Origin of the sequence: Corallococcus sp. CA049B (assembly GCF_003611685.1) — a bacterium.
GTDB lineage: Bacteria > Myxococcota > Myxococcia > Myxococcales > Myxococcaceae > Corallococcus > Corallococcus coralloides.
Map to the genome: position 1 here is coordinate 1 of NZ_RAWC01000089.1, position 16,787 is coordinate 16,787.

Consider the following 16,787-nt stretch of genomic DNA (forward strand, 5'->3'; position numbering starts at 1 on the left):
CCCCCCGCCCCGTGGATCATTCCTGGGGTCGAGTCCGCGCTCACGGGCGCCTGCGCGTGAGCGCGGACTTGAGGACGTGCCTACTCCCCGCCGTTCCGGACGGTGGGAGCCCTCGAAGGCGTGATGAAGCCCGAGTAGGCCATCCGGTTCGGTGAGCAGCGTCCGGGGTTGGTCACCTTGCCCGGCGTAGCGTTGCCCGTCATGGCGGTGCTGACCTCCTGGGGCGAGGAGGCGGGATGGGCCTCCAGGAAGAGCGCGACGATGCCGGTGACATGTGGGGTGGCCATGGACGTGCCGCTCAGCGTTCGGGTCGCAGTGTCATCGCTGGCCCAGGCCGAGAAGATGTCCTCGCCGGGCGCGAAGACGTCCACGCAGTCGCCATGGTTGGAGAAGGACGCCCGCCAGTCCACAGTGGTGGTGGCACCCACGGTGATGGCCTCGGCGGTGCGCGCGGGAGAGCGCTTGCACGCGTCCTGGTTCTCGTTGCCCGCCGCCAGCACATACGTCACGCCCAACGCGATGGAGCGGCGCACGGCATCGTCGAGCGCCGCGTCCTCCCCTCCGCCCAGGCTCATGTTGGCTACCGCCGGGGACTGGTGGTGCTCGGTCACCCAGTCCACGCCCGCCACCACGCCCGCCGTCGTCCCGGAGCCCTCGCAGTTCAGCACGCGCACGGCGTGCAGCGACGCGCTCTTGGCGATGCCATACATGTTGCCGCCCACCGTGGCGGACACGTGGGTACCATGGCCGTTGCAGTCCACGCCGTCGCGACCGTCGCCGACGGCATCGAAGGCGATGTCCGCCCGCCCGGCGAACTCCTGGTGCGTGGGGCGCAGGCCCGTGTCGAGGACGTACACGTGCACGCCCCGGCCCTGCGTCTGGTACTGGTAGAGCTGATTGAGCGGCAGGTCGCGCTGGTCGACGCGGTCAATCCCCCACGTTGCATCGGACTGGCTCTCATCGAGCGTCACCACGCCATTCTGTTGCACGTACTCCACCTCGGGCGCGGCGGACATGGCACGGGCCTGCTTCTGGCTCATGCGCGCGGCGAAGCCTCGCAGCGCGTGCGTGTACACGTGGAAGGCCTTGCCGCCGAAGCGCTCGGTCAGGCGCTGCGCCACCACCCCCGGCGCCTGCGCGGCGTTCCCTTCAAGGGGCTCCTTGAGCACGACGACGTACTCACCGGCGACCGGCTTCGAGACCGTGAGGAACTTCTCGCGCACGGGTGTCTGTACGGACGCGGTGCCACGGCAGGGTGTGTCACCGGGTGGCGGGATGGGATTGCCCGTGCTCTGGCACGCCGGCAGCAGGAACAGCACGCAGGCGGACGCGACCGTCCGCGACAGGAGCTTCAGCGACATGGGTCCCCCCGGGGGTGGCACCTCCAGCTTCGGCCGGAAGCCGGGCAGGCAACGCGGGCGCGGCCTTCCCAGGGAAGTAACGCCTGCTGACCCAAAGTAGTTGCTGCCCCGCGGGGCCGCGAAACGTCAGCCCCCACCCGAATCAGCGGCCCGCGGTACGACTCCTTCTACGCCGCGTGGCGTCTCTGGGACCTCCACCTCGGTCGAACCTCACAAGATTCCATGGCGTCTTCGCTCCGGGCGCGAAACTCCGGCCATTTCTGCTCCCCCAAGCAGGGGGCAGAACCGAAGCCGGAAGAGGCAAGTGAGCCGCCTGCGGCAGCGGCGAGGCAGGAGCGCACTCCGCGGATGGATTGAGCCGGGCTGCTGCGCAGGAGCTTCGTGCTTGACGTGTTCGCGTGCCGCAGGTGTGGAGCCACCGCCCCTGTGAGGTGCGGGGGCGCGTCCAGCGCAGACGCAACCGCGTCCCAATCCACGCCGCCACGGGTTAGATTCCGCGCCGTGCCTTCCGACACCATGCCGTGCGCCGGGGATATCGCGCAGGTCCGTCACCGCCAGTACCTCGTCGATGAAGTGATCGCCCCCGAGGGTGTCCGCGAGGACCACACCCTGGTCCGCCTCACCTGCCTCGACGACGATGCCCAGGGTCGCTCGCTCTCCGTGCTCTGGGAGCGCGAACTCGGCGCGCGCGTCATCCGTCCCGCGCAGGGCGGACTGGGAACGCCCACGAGGCTCGACGAGCCGCGCCGCTTCGCCGCCTACCTCCATGCACTCAAGTGGAGCTCCGTGACGGCCACCGACGCCCGGCTCTTCCAGGCCCCCTTCCGTGCCGGCATCCACCTGCTCGACCACCAGCTCTCCCCCCTCAAGAAGGCGCTTGAGCTTCCTCGCGTCAACCTGTTCATCGCGGACGACGTGGGCCTCGGGAAGACCATCGAAGCCGGCCTCGTGATGCAGGAGATGATGCTCCGCCAGCGTGTGGACCGGGTGCTCATCGTCTGCCCCGCGTCCGTGACGCTTCAGTGGCGTGATGAGATGGAGAAGCGCTTCGGCCTCCATTTCGAGATCTTCAACAGCGAGTTCGTCTCGCGGCGCCGCCAGGAGCGCGGCTTCCAGGTTCCTGTCTGGGGCACTCACTCGCGCTTCATCGTGTCGTACCAGACGCTGCGTCGCAGCGAGTACTTCGAGCCGCTCAAGACGTTGCTGGAGGAGAAGGGCCGCCACAAGGCGATGCTGGTGCTCGACGAGGCGCATGTCGTCGCCCCGGCTTCCGCCAGCCGGTACGCCGTCGACACCGAGACGACCCGCAGCATCCGCTCGCTGGCGGACCACTTCGAGCACCGCCTCTTCCTGTCCGCCACACCCCACAACGGACACTCCAACAGCTTCTCCGCGCTGCTGGAGATGCTCGACCCCCAGCGCTTCACCCGGGGTACGCGCGTGCGGGAGTCGCAACTGGCGCCGGTGATGGTGCGCCGGCTGAAGAGCGACCTGCGCGCACTGGGCACCGCGCAGCAGTACCCCGAGCGGCAGGTGCTGGGCGTGCGCCTGACCCATTCCGCGGGGCGCTGGAGCGCCGAGTGGCCCGGCCCCGATGGGGAGACCGTCGAGCGTCGCGTCGACCTCGGCGAGGGGTCCACCGCCGAGTTAGACCTCGCCACGAAGCTCGCCCGCTACACGCAGCTCATGGCCCCTGGCTCGAAGAAAGGCCGGCTCGTCTTCATCAACCTGCAGAAGCGTCTCCTCTCCAGCGTGGAGGCCTTCCACCGCACGCTGTCCGTCCACGCCGCTGCCTTCGGGGCGGGGGCCCTGGCTCCGGGAAGCCGCGAGGCCCCTGGCGACACGCTGCCCGAGGAGTACGGCGAGACGGACGAATCCCTGGAGCTGGCCTTCGAGGAGGACATCCGCGAGGCCAGTGAGGGCCTGCCGGTGGACATCCAGGCGCGCCAGCTCCTCGACGACATGCTGCACGTGAGCGCGAAGCACCGCACCGGGCGGGACGCGAAGCTGCTCGCGCTGCTCCAGTGGATTCGCGAACACCTGTGCCCGCTCACCCGGGGCGCCGCCTGGAAGCCCCGCCGCGTCATCATCTTCACGGAGTACGGCGACACGCTCCGCTACCTCAAGGAGCAGCTCACCGCCGCCTTCGAGGGGACGCACCGCGGGGAGGAGCGCATCCGCACCATGACCGGCGGGCTCGACGACGCGAAGCGCGCGGAGGTCCAGGAGGCCTTCAACGGTCCGCTGGACGAGTTTCCCGTGCGCGTCCTGCTCGCGACCGACGCGGCCCGCGAAGGCATCAACCTTCAGGGGCACTGCGCCGACCTCTTCCACTTCGACCTCCCGTGGAACCCCTCGCGCCTCGAACAACGCAATGGCCGCATCGACCGCACGCTGCAACCAGAGCCCGTCGTGCGCTGCGGCTATTTCATCTACGCCCAACGCACCGAGGACGCGGTGCTCGACACCGTGGCGCGCAAGGTGGACACCATCGCCCGCGAGCTGGGCAGCCTGGGCAGCGTCCTGATGGACCAGCTGCACGAAGCCCTCTCCTCGGGCATCACCCCGGGCACGCTCGAAAGCCTGGAGCGGGCCGCGACCTCCACCGGCACGGAGGTGGCGAAGCGGGAGCTGGAGTCGCAACGGGAGCTTCAGTCCCTGCGCAAGGAGCTGGATGCCATCGGGGAGATCCGCGACCGCAGCCGCAAGGTGATGGACTTCGATTCCGCCCTCTTGCGTGACGCGCTGGACGTGGGCTTCGAGCTGGCGGGTTCGACCCGGCTCGTACGCGAGGCCGTCACCGAGGAAGGAAAGCCGCTGGAGGCCTGGAAGGTGCCTGCCCTCCCCGCGTCCTGGAGCCGGACGCTCGACAGCATCCGTCCCCGCCGGGAGAAGGACGAAGCGCCCTGGGTGTGGCGCAAGCGCCCGCTCTCGCCCGTGGTCTTCGAGGCGCCCCAGGGCGTGGCCAGCAAGCTCGCGCACCTGCACCTGTCCCATCCCATCGTGCAGCGCGTGCTCCAGCGCTACCTGGCGCAGGGCTTCTCCGCGAACGACCTGAGCCGCGTGACGGTGGTGAACAGCAAGCGCGACGCCGTGGCGCGCGTCATCGTCTTCGGGCGGCTCTCGCTCTTCGGCGCCGGAGCGGCGCGGCTCCATGACGAGGTGGTCTCCGTGTCCGCGAAGTGGCTCGACGGCGGCGGCAGGGGGCACCTGAAGCCCTTCGGGGAGGAGGCGGACCGCCGGGTCATCGAACAGCTCGAGGTCACGCTGGCCGAGGCACCCGAGCTGTCGGCGACCTCCAGCGCGGTCCAGGCCCGGCTCCTGGCCAGCGCGTCTTCTGACTTCGCGGCGCTCTGGCCTTCCGTCGAAGAGGAGTCGTCGCGGCTGGAGAAGGCCGCGCGCAAGCTGCTGGCACAGCGCGGTGCGACCGAGGCGAAGGCGCTGACGCAGATCCTCCTGACGCAGCGGGAGACCATCCAGGAGGCGCTGGGGGCACAGTTGGAGCTCAAGCTCACCGTCAAGGACGAGCTTGAGCAACAGCGGCGCGACAAGGGCCACCTGGAGCAGCGCCTCGCGGCCCTGGCGAAGGAGCTCGAGGAGCAGCCGGAGTCCTTGAAGGCCACCTATGACGTGCGGCTGGCCCGGCTGACGCCGGTGGGGATGGTGTACCTGTGGCCGAGTTCGCGATGAAGACCGGGCGGGAAGCAAGCGTGAGGGCAGTCCATGAGTGACGTCGAACGCCGCTACCACGAGACGTGGCTGGGCATGGCGCAGCCCATCGAGGGGCTGGTGGTGTCGGTGCCGGTGCTGGAGGACGCGCAGTGCATGCAGCGGCTGCCCGTGACGGAGCAGCACAAGCTCATCGCGCTGGCCGGCACGGAGTCGCCGCGCGTGAGCGACGTGCCGCGCTTCCTCCGCGAAGTGCTGGGCTACCCCGACGGCGCCTTCGTCACGGCGTTCCCGGAGGACTTGCGGCTGGACATCGTGGAGGGGCACCAGACCCTCGTGCCCACGCGGGGGCTCCCGCGGCGCGGCCCGCCGCCGCCGAAGCCGGAAGGCCTCCCTGACGACTCCACGCCCGCCAGCCGGGCCGGCGAGGGCTTCGTCCTGCTGACGTGGGAGCTGCCGCCAGGGCTCGACCTGGATGCGAAGGAGGCCGTCACCGGCGCCTGGTTCTACAGCCCCACCGCGAAGTTCGAGCGACTGCTCCGCGCGGTACGGGTGCCGGTGGGCCTGCTCTTCAACGGCGTCTCCGTGCGCCTCGTGTACGCGCCCCATGGCGAATCCACGGGCCACCTCACCTTCCGCTTCGCGGACCTCGTCACCGCCAGCGGCCGGCCGCTCTTCGACGCCATGGTGATGCTGCTGCACGCGCGGCGGCTCTTCGGCGTGTTGCCTGAACACCAGCTCCCCGCGCTGCTTGAACAGTCCCGCCGCCGTCAGGCCAACGTCACCGAGGCGCTGGCGGAGCAGGTGCTCGAAGCGCTGAACCTGCTCCTCGCGGGCTTCGAGTCCGCCGCCGAGCGCGACGGCACGAAGTCGCTGGACGACGCCCTCGCGCGCGGGGAGGACCACGTGTACGGCGGGCTCCTCTCGACGCTCCTGCGGCTCGTGTTCGTCCTGTACGCGGAGGACCGGGGGCTGCTCCCCGTGGACCAGGAGCCCTACGCCGAGGACCTGTCGGTGAAGGCGCTGTACGAGCAACTGCTCGAAGATGCGGGCCAGCATCCCGATGCGATGAACCGGCGCTTCGGCGCGTGGCCGCGGCTGCTGGCGCTGTTCCGCTGCATCTTCTTCGGCGCCTCGCACGGGAAGCTGCATATGCCGTCGCGACGCGGGCAGCTCTTCAACCCGGAGGCGTTCCCCTTCCTGGAGGGCTGGAGCGTCGGGGGCGCGCCGGTGGAGGCGCGGGCCCGGGCGGAGGTGAAGCCGCCGTCCGTGGATGACGAGACCGTCTACCGGGTGTTGGAAAGGCTCATCGTCCTGGAAGGCCAGCGGCTCAGCTACCAGTCGCTCGACGTGGAGCAGATCGGCTCCGTGTACGAGGCGCTGATGGGCTTCCACGTGAAGCGACTGACGGGCGCGGGCGTGTGCCTCAAGCCATCCAGGGTCTGGGTCTCCGCCGACGAGGTGCTGGAGCAGCCGGCGAGCCGTCGCGGTGCGTGGCTGGAGGACGAGGGCGGACTGGAGGCGAAGGCGGTGAAGGCCGCCGCGAAGGCCCTGGAGCAGGCGAAGACCGAGGCGGACGTCCTGGCGGCGTTGGAGCCGTACCGGGTCAAGGGCATCGACACGCGCCGGCCGTTGCAGCTCGTGTTGCAGCCCGGGGCCGAGCGCCGTCGCACCAGCAGCCACTACACCCCGCGCAGCCTCTCGGCGCCCATCGTGCGCCGCGCGCTGGAGCCGTTGCTGAAGGCGATGGGTGAGCAGCCGGCGTCCGAGCGGCTGCTCAACCTGAAGATCTGCGACCCGGCCATGGGCTCCGGCGCGTTCCTTGTCGAGGCCTGCCGCTTCCTCGCGGATCAGGTCGTCGCCGCGTGGACGCGAGAGGGCGTGCTGAACGGCGCCCCCAAGGACGAGGACGTGGTGATGCGCGCGCGCCGGTTGGTGGCGCAGCGCTGCCTGTACGGGGTGGACAAGAACCCCTGGGCGGTGAACCTCGCGAAGCTGTCGCTGTGGCTGGTGACGCTGGCGAAGGGGGAGCCGTTCACCTTCCTGGACCACGCGCTCAAGTGCGGCGACTCGCTCGTCGGGCTCGACCTGGAGCAGATCCGGGCGTTCCACTGGGATACGGGGAAGCAGAAGCAGTACGACCTGGCACAGGCGGTCTTCACGAAGGCGCTCTCGGTGGCGCTCGAGAAGCGGCAGGCCATCCTCCAGCTCGCGCTCGACCTGGAGCAGCCCGCGGTGAAGCGCCCGATGCAGTTGGGGCTGGATCCATCCCGGTTGAAGGAGAATCTGCTTCGCGACGCCGACGAGGCGCTGGCCCCGGTGAAGCGCATCGCCGATGCGTGCGTGGGGGCGTTCTTCGCATGTGATTCGGACAAGGAGCGCGAGAAGGAGCGCGTCCGGCGGCTCGATGCGCTCGGCGCGTGGCTGTCGAAGGCGGAGAACGGGGTGCCTCCTCCCATGCCTGAAACGGTGCGGAGGATGTCGTCTCCGGGCTGGACGTTCCACTGGCCGCTTGAGTTCCCGGAAGTGTTCCACGGAAAGCGTCCGGATCCGCTCGACAAAGAGCAGAGCAATAAAGTGGCGTGGGTGGATGGCTTCGTCGGCAACCCACCCTTCGCAGGAAAGAACGGCATCAGCGATGCGGGTGGAGAAGGCTACCTCCCGTGGCTCCAAATGACTCACGAAGGCGCGCATGGCAACGCCGACCTTGCCGCGCACTTCTTTCGCCGCGCCTTCCATCTGCTCGGCGCGCACGGAACCATTGGCTTCATTGCCACCAATACCATTGCACAGGGAGACACGCGGGCCACTGGACTCAAATTCCTGGTAGACCATGGCGCCCAGATCTACGAGGCCGTGCGGTCGATAAAATGGCCCGTGCCCGGAGCCAACGTCGAGGTGTCCGTGGTGCATGTCGCGAAGGGACATGTCTCCTATTTTCCTCTGGAGCCACGGCTTGATAGCCACCGCGTGGAGCACCTGAACTCGCGACTGCGTGGCAAGCCGGAGCAACCTGATCCGGTGGCGCTCGCTGCCAACGAGAGCAAGAGCTTTCAGGGCAGCATCGTCCTCGGCATGGGCTTCGTGCTCAGCCCACAGCAGCGAGCGGAACTGCTCGCGAATAACCCGAAGAATGCCGAACGCATCTTCCGATATATCGGCGGAGAGGAAATCAACTCCGACCCCGACCCACGACTCGAAAGGTATGTCATCAGCTTCGGGCAGATGGAATTGGCGGAAGCCGAGCAGTGGCCGGACCTGCTTTGCCTTGTGCGAGAGTTGGTGAAGCCTGAGCGGGACAAGAACAAGCGGGAGGGCTATCGAAAGTGGTGGTGGCACTTCGGAGAAAAGCGCGTGGAACTCTACGAAGCCCTCCGCCCCCTCGACCGCTGCCTCGCAACCAGCATCGTCTCGAAGCACCTCATGTTCAGTTGGCTGGCAAGCGCCAACGTCTTCTCGCACAAGGCACAGGTGTTTCCGGTCACGCATGACCGTTACTTGACGCTACTCCAGTCGCGCGTCCACGAGGTCTGGGCACGGCTTCTCTCGTCAACAATGCGAGTTGACCTCAACTACTCCGCCTCCGACTGCTTCGAAACCTTCCCCTTCCCCGCAGAGCCGGCCTTCACCGCGCTCGACACCTTGGGAGCGCGACTCGACACCGAACGCCGCGCGTACATGACGGCGAACGGCGTGGGCCTGACAACGACCTACAACCGGCTGAAGGACGACACCGTGACGGATCCAGCGGTGCAGTCCCTGCGCACGCTGCACGAAGCGGTGGACCGCGCGGTGCTCGACGCCTATGGCTGGACCGACGTGCAGGTGCCCCCGTACTGCGGCGCCACCGCGGCCCAGCTTGAATCCTTCGAAGACGACGTCCTCGACCGCCTCTTCGACCTGAACGCCCAGCGCGCCCGCGAAGAAGCCCTCCTCGGTGCCGCCACCGCTAAAGCCAGGAAGCCGCGCGCGAAGAAGACCGCCTGACTTGCACGGGACGACGACCATGCCCCATCACCGGCCCACCCGCTGGAAGTCCGCGCGCCTGTTATGGGCCAGTGCCCTGCTCATGGCCTGTGCCAGCGGCCCCCACCACTCCGCACGCAAGGACTTGCGCCTCGACACGGAGACCGTCGCGAGCGTCCGTCATGCCGCGGCGCTGTCCGCCAGGATTACAGCCACCACCGCCAGCCGAACTGCGGCCTCCTCCTTCATCCGACACGTCCCAGTCCTGCTCACCCTGCTGAAGAGTGACAACGCGGTGGGGGAACTCGAGGAGCGCCTCGTGGAGTGCGCCCGGCTGGCCGAACACCAGGTCAACGCCCGCTTCTTCGGCGACCGCCCTCCGACACGCCAGGAGTGCGGCGAGGAGGTGGAGCAGGACGGCTGCGTCAAACCCATCACCCGCGCCATGCAGCTCGGCCTCCAGAAGCACGTGGTCGCCCTCCAGTGCGCCCGCGAGGTGCTGGAGCAACAATGGCCCGCCTCATTCAGCATCGAGCAGCGCTATCGCTTCTATCCGAATGCTCCTTTTCTTGAGACCGTCAGTCCCGAAGAAGAAGCACGCCTCATGGCCCAGGGCTGTACCCGTGAACTCTGGCGCACCCTCAAGCCAGACCTCGTCCTCCATGTGGACCACGACCCGCTGAAGGCAGTGCTCACCCTGGACTTCAAGTTCCCCTGCCCTGCCTCCAATGAGCCGCGATGGACTCCCTATGGAGAGCACAGTGCCTATGCCGGCAAGAAGCAGGGCGACCTCTACAAAGAGGCACTGGGAGGAAGGGCCATGATCATCTCGCCCAGGCTGGGAGTGACTCCGTGAGAGAAGACCTTCCCATCATCCGGCTGCGGTACAGAGACGGCAGCATCGCTGCCCGCGACGGTGTCGTCCTTTCCTTCTTCATTCACCGGGACCACCAAGAGGTAGCCCCGGCCGTGTGGCGCGCCCTGCAAGTCTATCTTCGTGCAGTCCCTGCCAATTCACTGAACTGGTATGACTCTGACGATGGCGACACGGCCCCACTCGACGACAAGGGTTGGGAGGTCATCCGCGAGCGGTTGCTTGAACGCACCTGGGGGACCGCCTGGACCGCTGAGTTGTCGGGGAATGACAGCCAGACCGATGGCTACCATTTCGAGTACTACGGCCGGAAGCTCGACGCGCCCACCGGGTTCCTCAAGAAGGACCCCACCACCGGGGTGTCCTTTACCTTCCCCACGGAGTACCTCCTGGAGCACGGCCCGGACGCGCTACGCGCCCTCGCCTTCAAGCTCGCGGGGGAGCTGCCCTTCAGCTTCGGCTATGCCAGCCTGGCCGTCGTCGCGGCACGCGCCAACTGGGTCGCGTCTCAGGGCAACGACCTTGACGTCCTGCTCGCCCGCTATCTGGGCGTGGACCTCTACTTCGTGGAGGAGATCAGCGACTCCATCGGCACCGGCGCCCGGGGGGCCTATTGGCTCACCTTCCTGGGCCAACCCCTGCTCGGGCAGCTCGGCGGCGTCGAGGGCTTGCGGCGCGCGCTGCCCTTCCCCGAAGTCGCCCTCCTGCCCCTGGACAGCCAGCGCCTGCTCATCTCCCTGGGCGAGCGGCCCGACCCCATCGACACCCAGCAGGGCCCCATCCCCCCGCAGTACCGCGCGCTGGCGAAGGTGCTGGAGCCCTTCCTCTACAAGGACCGCGACCACGGCGTCCCCCCGGAGGAGACCTTCATGCACCCATGGCTCCGCCGCCTCTGCCGGTGAGCACGCCCGCCCAGGTGACACCTTGAGAGGAATACGGCGTAGACTCGACTCGAAATGACGACGTCGAGCGGTGGCGCAGGGGCGGTGCGGTCGCACCTTATCGATGCATTGGAAGCGGAGCTCGTGGGGCCCTTCCGCAAACCTCCGGGAGCCGCGGTGTCGGACGCGCCCGAGGTGCTCCGCGTCTCTCCGTCGCGCTGGTACCTCACGGGCTTCCTCGTCCCGCTGGACCAGGGGGAAATCGAGGACGAGCCCGACGAAGAGGACGACGAGCTGGGGGCGGGCGACGACGTGGACGACGAAGAGGCGTCCAAGGCGGACCCGACCGTCAAGAAGGTGCGCCACCTGCCAGCCTCCATGGGGCTGACGGTCTTCACCCCGCCCGCGACCCGGCAGCTCACGGCGCACGTCTGCTGGGCGGACTACCTGCAGGTCGAGGTGGGGGACCGCAAGCACTGGAGCCGCAAGTTCTTCCAACGCACCCTCCCCGTGCCCATGGACGACGCGGCGCTTCGCCTGGGGGTGGAGGTCCCGGACAGCCAGGGCCTGCGACTGGAAGGCCGCGTGGAGAAGACCCCGGATGGGAACCTCGCCGCCGCCGTCTTCCTCGTGAACGCGCGCCCGGCAGCCCCCACCAGCAACGCGCGCGACACGGCCTATGCCTTCCAGACGCACCTCGCGCTGGAGTGCGCCGAGGGCTTCGTCGGCCGCCAGGATTCAAGCGACGAAAAGAGCCCGGATCGCGATGACCGCGTGAATGACCTCCAGTTCCGCGACCAGCGGGAGTGGGCGGTGGGCCACGGCGTGTCCGTGCGCGTGGACGCGGCGGCCCTGCCCGTGCGACGCGTGGAGACGGACTGGCTCCCTCGCGTCGAGGTCCTTCCGGTGGAGGCGCGCAAGCTGGAAGGCGTCACCGTGGAGATGGAGCAACTCGCCACGCTCGCGATCCCCGCGGAGGCGGAGACGGCGCTGCTCCCCCTGGTAGAGGCCTACCGGACATGGATCGGAGAACAGGCCTCCATCGACGTGGGCAGCATCGACCGGCAGGAGACGCGGGATGACCTCGTGCGCCGCGCGCACCTCGCGGCCACCCGCATCGAGGAAGGCATCCGGTTGCTGGTGCGCGAGCCGCTCGCCTTCGACGCCTTCCGCTGGATGAACAGCGTGATGGCGCAGGCCGAGCGCAAGGCACGACCGGATCGCGCTCCCGGGTGGCGCCTCTTCCAGTTGGCCTTCATCCTGTTGAACCTCCCGTCCGTGGAGGACGAGGCGCACGCCGACCGCGAGCAGGTGGAGCTCATCTTCTTCCCCACCGGCGGAGGAAAGACGCAGGCCTACCTGGGCCTCATCGCCTTCACGCTGCTGCTGCGCCGCCTGCGCGGGCAGTCGCGTGACGACAAGGGCCTGGGGGTGGCGGTGCTGCTGCGCTACACGCTGCGGCTGCTCACGCTCGACCAGCTCGGCCGCGCCGCGACGCTCATCTGCGCGCTGGACGTGCTGCGCCAGCAGGAGCCGAAGCGACTGGGGGACGTCCGCTTCTCCATTGGCCTGTGGGTCGGCCGCTCCGCCACGGCCAACACGCTGGAGCAGGTCGCGACCCAGCTCTCCGAGTACAAGAACGACAACAGTGTCCGGGCCCAGTCGCCCTTCCCGCTCGCGACATGTCCCTGGTGTGGCGCCGACTTCGAACGGGACTGCTTCATCCTGCGGCCGTCTAGAACGAAGCCCGACGAGGTGCTGGTCGGCTGCGCGAACATCGAGTGCGCCTTCAACCTGGGCCGCAACCCGGAAGGGCTGCCGGTGCTCTTCGTGGACGAGCAGATCTACCGGGAGCTGCCGTGCTTCCTCGTCGCGACCGTGGACAAGTTCGCGCTGCTGCCCTGGCGGGGTGAGACGGGCCTCCTCTTCGGCCGGGCCCTGGGCCGCACCGGCAAGCGCTTCGTGGGGCCCTGCGATGCCGCGCCCGCGCTGAAAGCGGCCCTCGTGAAGCTGCCAGGGGGGCTGCGGCCTCCGGAGCTCATCGTGCAGGACGAGCTGCACCTCATCTCCGGCCCCCTGGGCTCCATGGTGGGGCTCTACGAGGGGGCGGTGCTGACGCTGGCGCCCCGGGCCAAGCTGGTGGCCTCCACCGCGACGGTGCGCCGCTCCGAGCAGCAGGTGGGCCGCCTCTACGGGCGGACCGTTGCGCTCTTCCCGCCGCCCGGCGTGAATGCCTCGGAGACGTTCTTCGCCTCCGTGGGAAAGAAGGGCGCGCGCCAGTACCTGGGGGTCGCCGCGCCGGGCCGGGCCATGAAGGCCACCCTCCTGCGCGTCTACGTCAGCGTGCTCGCCGCCGCCGCGCGCAGCGAACAGCTTCAAGGCAAGGCGGATGCCGACCCGTACCTGACGCTCGTGGGCTACTTCAACAGCCTGCGGGAGCTGGGCGGCATGCGCCGGCTCGTCGAGGACGAAGTGCGGCGGCAGGTGATGAACCGGGTCCAGCGCCGGCCAGAGGACTTCGGCAAGGAGGCCCCCCACCCCTGGTACGAGGGGCGGACCCTCCGCGGTGAGCCCATCGAGCTGACCAGCCGGGAGAAGACCGCGGACATCAAGGCCGCGAAGAACCGGCTGGACCTCACGCACGACCAGCCCCAAGGCATCGACGTCGTGCTCGCCAGCAACATGATCTCCGTGGGCGTGGACATTGACCGGCTGGGGCTCATGGTCGTGGCCGGACAGCCCAAGACGACCAGCGAGTACATCCAGGCGTCCAGCCGCGTGGGGCGCAACGCGGACAAGCCGGGTCTCGTGGTGACGTGCCTCAACGCCGCCCGGCCGCGCGACCGCAGCCACTACGAACGCTTCGCGAAGTACCACGAGTCGTTCTACCGCGCCGTCGAGGCCACCTCGGTGACGCCCTTCTCCGCCCCGGCGCTCGACCGCGGGCTGGCGGGCGTGGTGGTGGCGCTGGGCCGTCTGCTGAACACCGCCATGACCGCCCCCCTTGAATGGAAGTCACTCCAGGCGCACCGGAGCGAACTGGAGGCGAAGCTGGAGGAGCTCGCGAAGCGCGCCGGACGGAACCTGCCCAAGGAGGAGTCCGAGCGCGCCAGCGGCATCGTGATGCAGCGCGCACGCAGCCTGCTGGATTCGTGGCACACCCTCATCGAGCAGGCGAAGAGGGACGCCGCCCAGCGCGCGTATTCACGCCTGGATCCGGAAGGGAAGGGCTACCGGGCGCTGCTGCGCACCGCCCTGGACAGCGCTGATGACGCTCCCACGCAGGATGAGCTCAAGTTCGAGGCGCCCCTGTCCATGCGCGACGTGGAACCCGCCGTGCACTTGTGGATTCAGAGGCAGCCGCTCGGCGGCTACCGAGCCCCGAAGGCAGCGAAGGAGGAGGTGGCGGATGGCGAACCCTAGGAAGTGGTCGAAGGCCCGGTCGACGAAGCCCCCGGACGGCCGCATCCGCCAAAGCCAGGTGGTGTCCACCTTCGGTCCGGGCAGCATGTTGGACCTGGTGGATGACGCCGTGTTGGTGGGCGGGCTGGACTTCTGGCGGCTCAAGGGAAGTGGGGAGGTCGTCAACGAGCCACGGCTCCTGGAGATCGTGGAGCCGCTCTTCCTTCAAAACAAGTGGCCGCTCAGCAAGGAGGCGCCCTTCCGCAAGCCGCCCGCGGCTGATGAGCGGGAGGCGTCGGAGGGCTGCGGCATCCAGGTGTATGAGTTCCCGCGCTGGTTCGTCTGCCAGAATCCCCGGTGCCGGGCCATGGTCAAGGCGAACAGCCTGGAGCGGGTGAACCAGACGTACCGTCACCGGTGCCCGGGCGTGGAGTCGAAGCCGGAGCGCTGCGTACCCGTGCGCTTCGTCGCGGCCTGCCGGCGCGGCCACCTCGCGGACATCGACTGGCCCTGGTGGATGCATGAGCATGCACCCTGCGACGCACCGCAACTGAAGCTGGAGGAAGGCGTCTCCGGAGACTTCAACGACATCCACGTGTCCTGCACGACGTGCGGCAAGCGGCGGCGCCTGGTGGACATGACCGTGAAGGACCAGCAGCACCGCTGCGGGGGCGAGCGACCCTGGCTGGGCCTCGAGGCGAAGGAGCGCTGCGAGGAGAAACAGCGGCTGCTGATCCGCACCGCCAGCAATGGCTACTTCGCGCAGACCACGAGCGCCATCACCATCCCCGAACCGGAGTCGCTCCGGCGCAAGGTCAAGTCCGTCTGGAATGTGCTGCAGGTGGCCACCCCGGAAGCACTGCCCGTCTTCCGCGACATCCCCGCCGTGAAGGAGGCCCTCGGCAACGCCACCAACGAAGAGGTCCTCAAGGCCATCACGGAGGAGCGCGAGAGCAAGCCCGAGGTGGTCCCGGAGATCCGGACCGCGGAGTGGTTGCAGTTCCTCTCGCAGCCCGAGGAGAAGCCCGGCGAGATGCCGAAGGACCGCTCCGAACTCTTCTGGGCCCGGCGCATCGCACGGCCCAAGGGGCTGCCGTCCCAGGTCGAGCGCGTGGTGCTGGCAAGGCGGCTCCGCGAGGTGCAGGCGCAGGTCGGCTTCACCCGCCTGGAGCCGCTGACCAAGGACCTCCAGGGCCGCTACGACCTGGAGGTGGAACTCGCGCCCCTGTCGTTGCACCGGGACTGGGTACCTGTCACGGAGATGCAGGGAGAGGGCGTGCTGTTGGTGCTCAGCGAAGAGCAGGTGCACGAATGGGAACGCTCCGAACCCGTGCTGCGGCGCACCCAGGTGCTGTTCAAGGCATGGGAGCGTTGGCAGAAGCATTCAAAGTCGAAGCTCCCCTTCCCGGGCGTCCGGCTCTACCTGCTCCACTCATTGGCGCACCTGCTGATGACAGAGGTGGCACTGGAGTGTGGCTATCCCGCCAGCTCCATCCGCGAACGGCTGTATTGCGCGCCGCATGACGCGGCCGTTCCCATGGCGGGCATCCTGTTGATGACGGGCACCACGGGTACGGAGGGCACCCTGGGCGGGCTGGTGGAGGAAGGCCGCCGGCTGGGGCGGCACGTCTCACGGGCATGGGATGCCGCCCGCCTGTGCTCCAATGACCCGGTCTGCGCGCACCACGACCCGGTCGGCCGCGACGACCGCAACCTGGAGGGTGCCGCCTGCCATAGCTGTCTCTTCGTTCCCGAGTGCTCCTGCGAGCGCTTCAACCAGTACCTCGACCGCGTCCTCGTCGTGCCCACGCTAGGTCACGAGGACGTCGCCTTCTTGAAAACGCCGTGAACCTGAGCCGCTTCTCGACTTCAGACCTGGAGCGGCTCCAAGCGGCGCTCGCGGGCCACCGGCTCTCGTTTCCCCTGTCGCGACTGGGAATCCAGGGCGAGGGGTTGGAGCTGCTCGCGGACGAAGCGCTGGCGTTGAATGCGCTCGGGCGCGACGCGGCCCTCGCCGTGCTGGACGCGGTCCTCGCCGAGCGGCGCAATGGCACTCGGCGACCTGAGCTGGTCTGGACGGGCCCTGAGTCCCGCTGGAGCGGAGCCCGGGACACCGCCGTGGTGCTGGCCGACCTGTTCCGCGGGGCCACGACCACCGTCCTGCTGGCGGGGTTCGCGTTCGACCACGCGGCGGACGTGCTGAGACCTCTTCACGAAGCCATGCAGCGGGGTGTGAGCTGCCGACTCTTCGCCGACGCCCCTGTCGCCACCGGGTTCCTGCGGGAGCACTGGCCGTTTGGCCCGCCCTTCCCGGAGCGCTACGGCTTCGCGCCCGCGAAGGGCGTCTTCGCCAGCCTGCATGCGAAGTGCGTCGTGGTGGACGGGCGCCGGGTCTTCGTCACGTCCGCGAACTTCACCGACCGCGGTCAGACGCGAAACGTCGAAGTGGGCGTGCTGCTCGACGATGCCCAGCTGGCCGCGGTGCTGGAAGCCCAATTCTTCACGGGTGGATGGTTCACCCGGGTTTCATGAAGGGCGCCTCTTCAGGGCCGGGCTGCTGCACAGGTGCTTCGTGCGACGTGTTCGCGTGCTGCAAGTGTGGAGGCAGACGCCGGGTGCTCGCGGAGGTGACGG

8 protein-coding genes are annotated in these 16,787 nt (G+C 68.7%); 7 read left to right on the forward strand and 1 reads right to left on the reverse strand.

The genetic code is table 11. The features are described 5' to 3' along the window. Positions 1-80: 80 nt before the first annotated feature. Positions 81-1,361 carry a S8 family peptidase gene (locus D7W82_RS20305; RefSeq protein WP_120619930.1) on the reverse strand — a complete coding sequence of 427 codons (1,281 nt, stop codon included), beginning with the start codon at positions 1,359-1,361 and terminating at the stop codon, positions 81-83. 501 nt (positions 1,362-1,862) lie between these two features. On the opposite strand from D7W82_RS20305, the gene drmD reads away from it, so the two are divergent. The 7 genes from drmD (at position 1,863) to drmC (ending at position 16,685) form a co-directional block, all read left to right on the forward strand. Next, positions 1,863-5,051 carry a DISARM system SNF2-like helicase DrmD gene (gene drmD, locus D7W82_RS20310; protein ID WP_233587822.1) on the forward strand — a complete coding sequence of 1,063 codons (3,189 nt, stop codon included), beginning with the start codon at positions 1,863-1,865 and terminating at the stop codon, positions 5,049-5,051. Between the two features lie 33 nt (positions 5,052-5,084). Further along, positions 5,085-9,017 (forward strand): DNA methyltransferase, encoded by a 3,933-nt coding sequence (locus D7W82_RS20315; protein ID WP_233587823.1) that lies wholly within the window; start codon positions 5,085-5,087, stop codon positions 9,015-9,017. Between the two features lie 274 nt (positions 9,018-9,291). After that, positions 9,292-9,852 (forward strand): hypothetical protein, encoded by a 561-nt coding sequence (locus D7W82_RS20320; RefSeq protein ID WP_233587824.1) that lies wholly within the window; start codon positions 9,292-9,294, stop codon positions 9,850-9,852. Beyond that, positions 9,735-10,772 carry a type VI immunity family protein gene (locus tag D7W82_RS42565; RefSeq protein WP_120619931.1) on the forward strand — a complete coding sequence of 346 codons (1,038 nt, stop codon included), beginning with the start codon at positions 9,735-9,737 and terminating at the stop codon, positions 10,770-10,772. The genes D7W82_RS20320 and D7W82_RS42565 overlap by 118 nt, the downstream gene beginning before the upstream one ends. A gap of 84 nt (positions 10,773-10,856) precedes the next feature. Further along, complete coding sequence (drmA, locus tag D7W82_RS20330; RefSeq protein WP_233587826.1) at positions 10,857-14,174, forward strand: DISARM system helicase DrmA; 3,318 nt, start codon at positions 10,857-10,859, stop codon at positions 14,172-14,174. Next, the gene (drmB, locus tag D7W82_RS20335; protein WP_120619933.1) at positions 14,161-16,002 is read left to right on the forward strand and encodes a DUF1998 domain-containing protein; all 1,842 of its coding nucleotides are present in this window, start codon (positions 14,161-14,163) and stop codon (positions 16,000-16,002) included. Before drmA ends, drmB begins: the two co-directional genes overlap by 14 nt. Then, positions 15,999-16,685 carry a DISARM system phospholipase D-like protein DrmC gene (gene drmC, locus D7W82_RS20340; protein ID WP_233587827.1) on the forward strand — a complete coding sequence of 229 codons (687 nt, stop codon included), beginning with the start codon at positions 15,999-16,001 and terminating at the stop codon, positions 16,683-16,685. Before drmB ends, drmC begins: the two co-directional genes overlap by 4 nt. Positions 16,686-16,787: the final 102 nt, after the last annotated feature.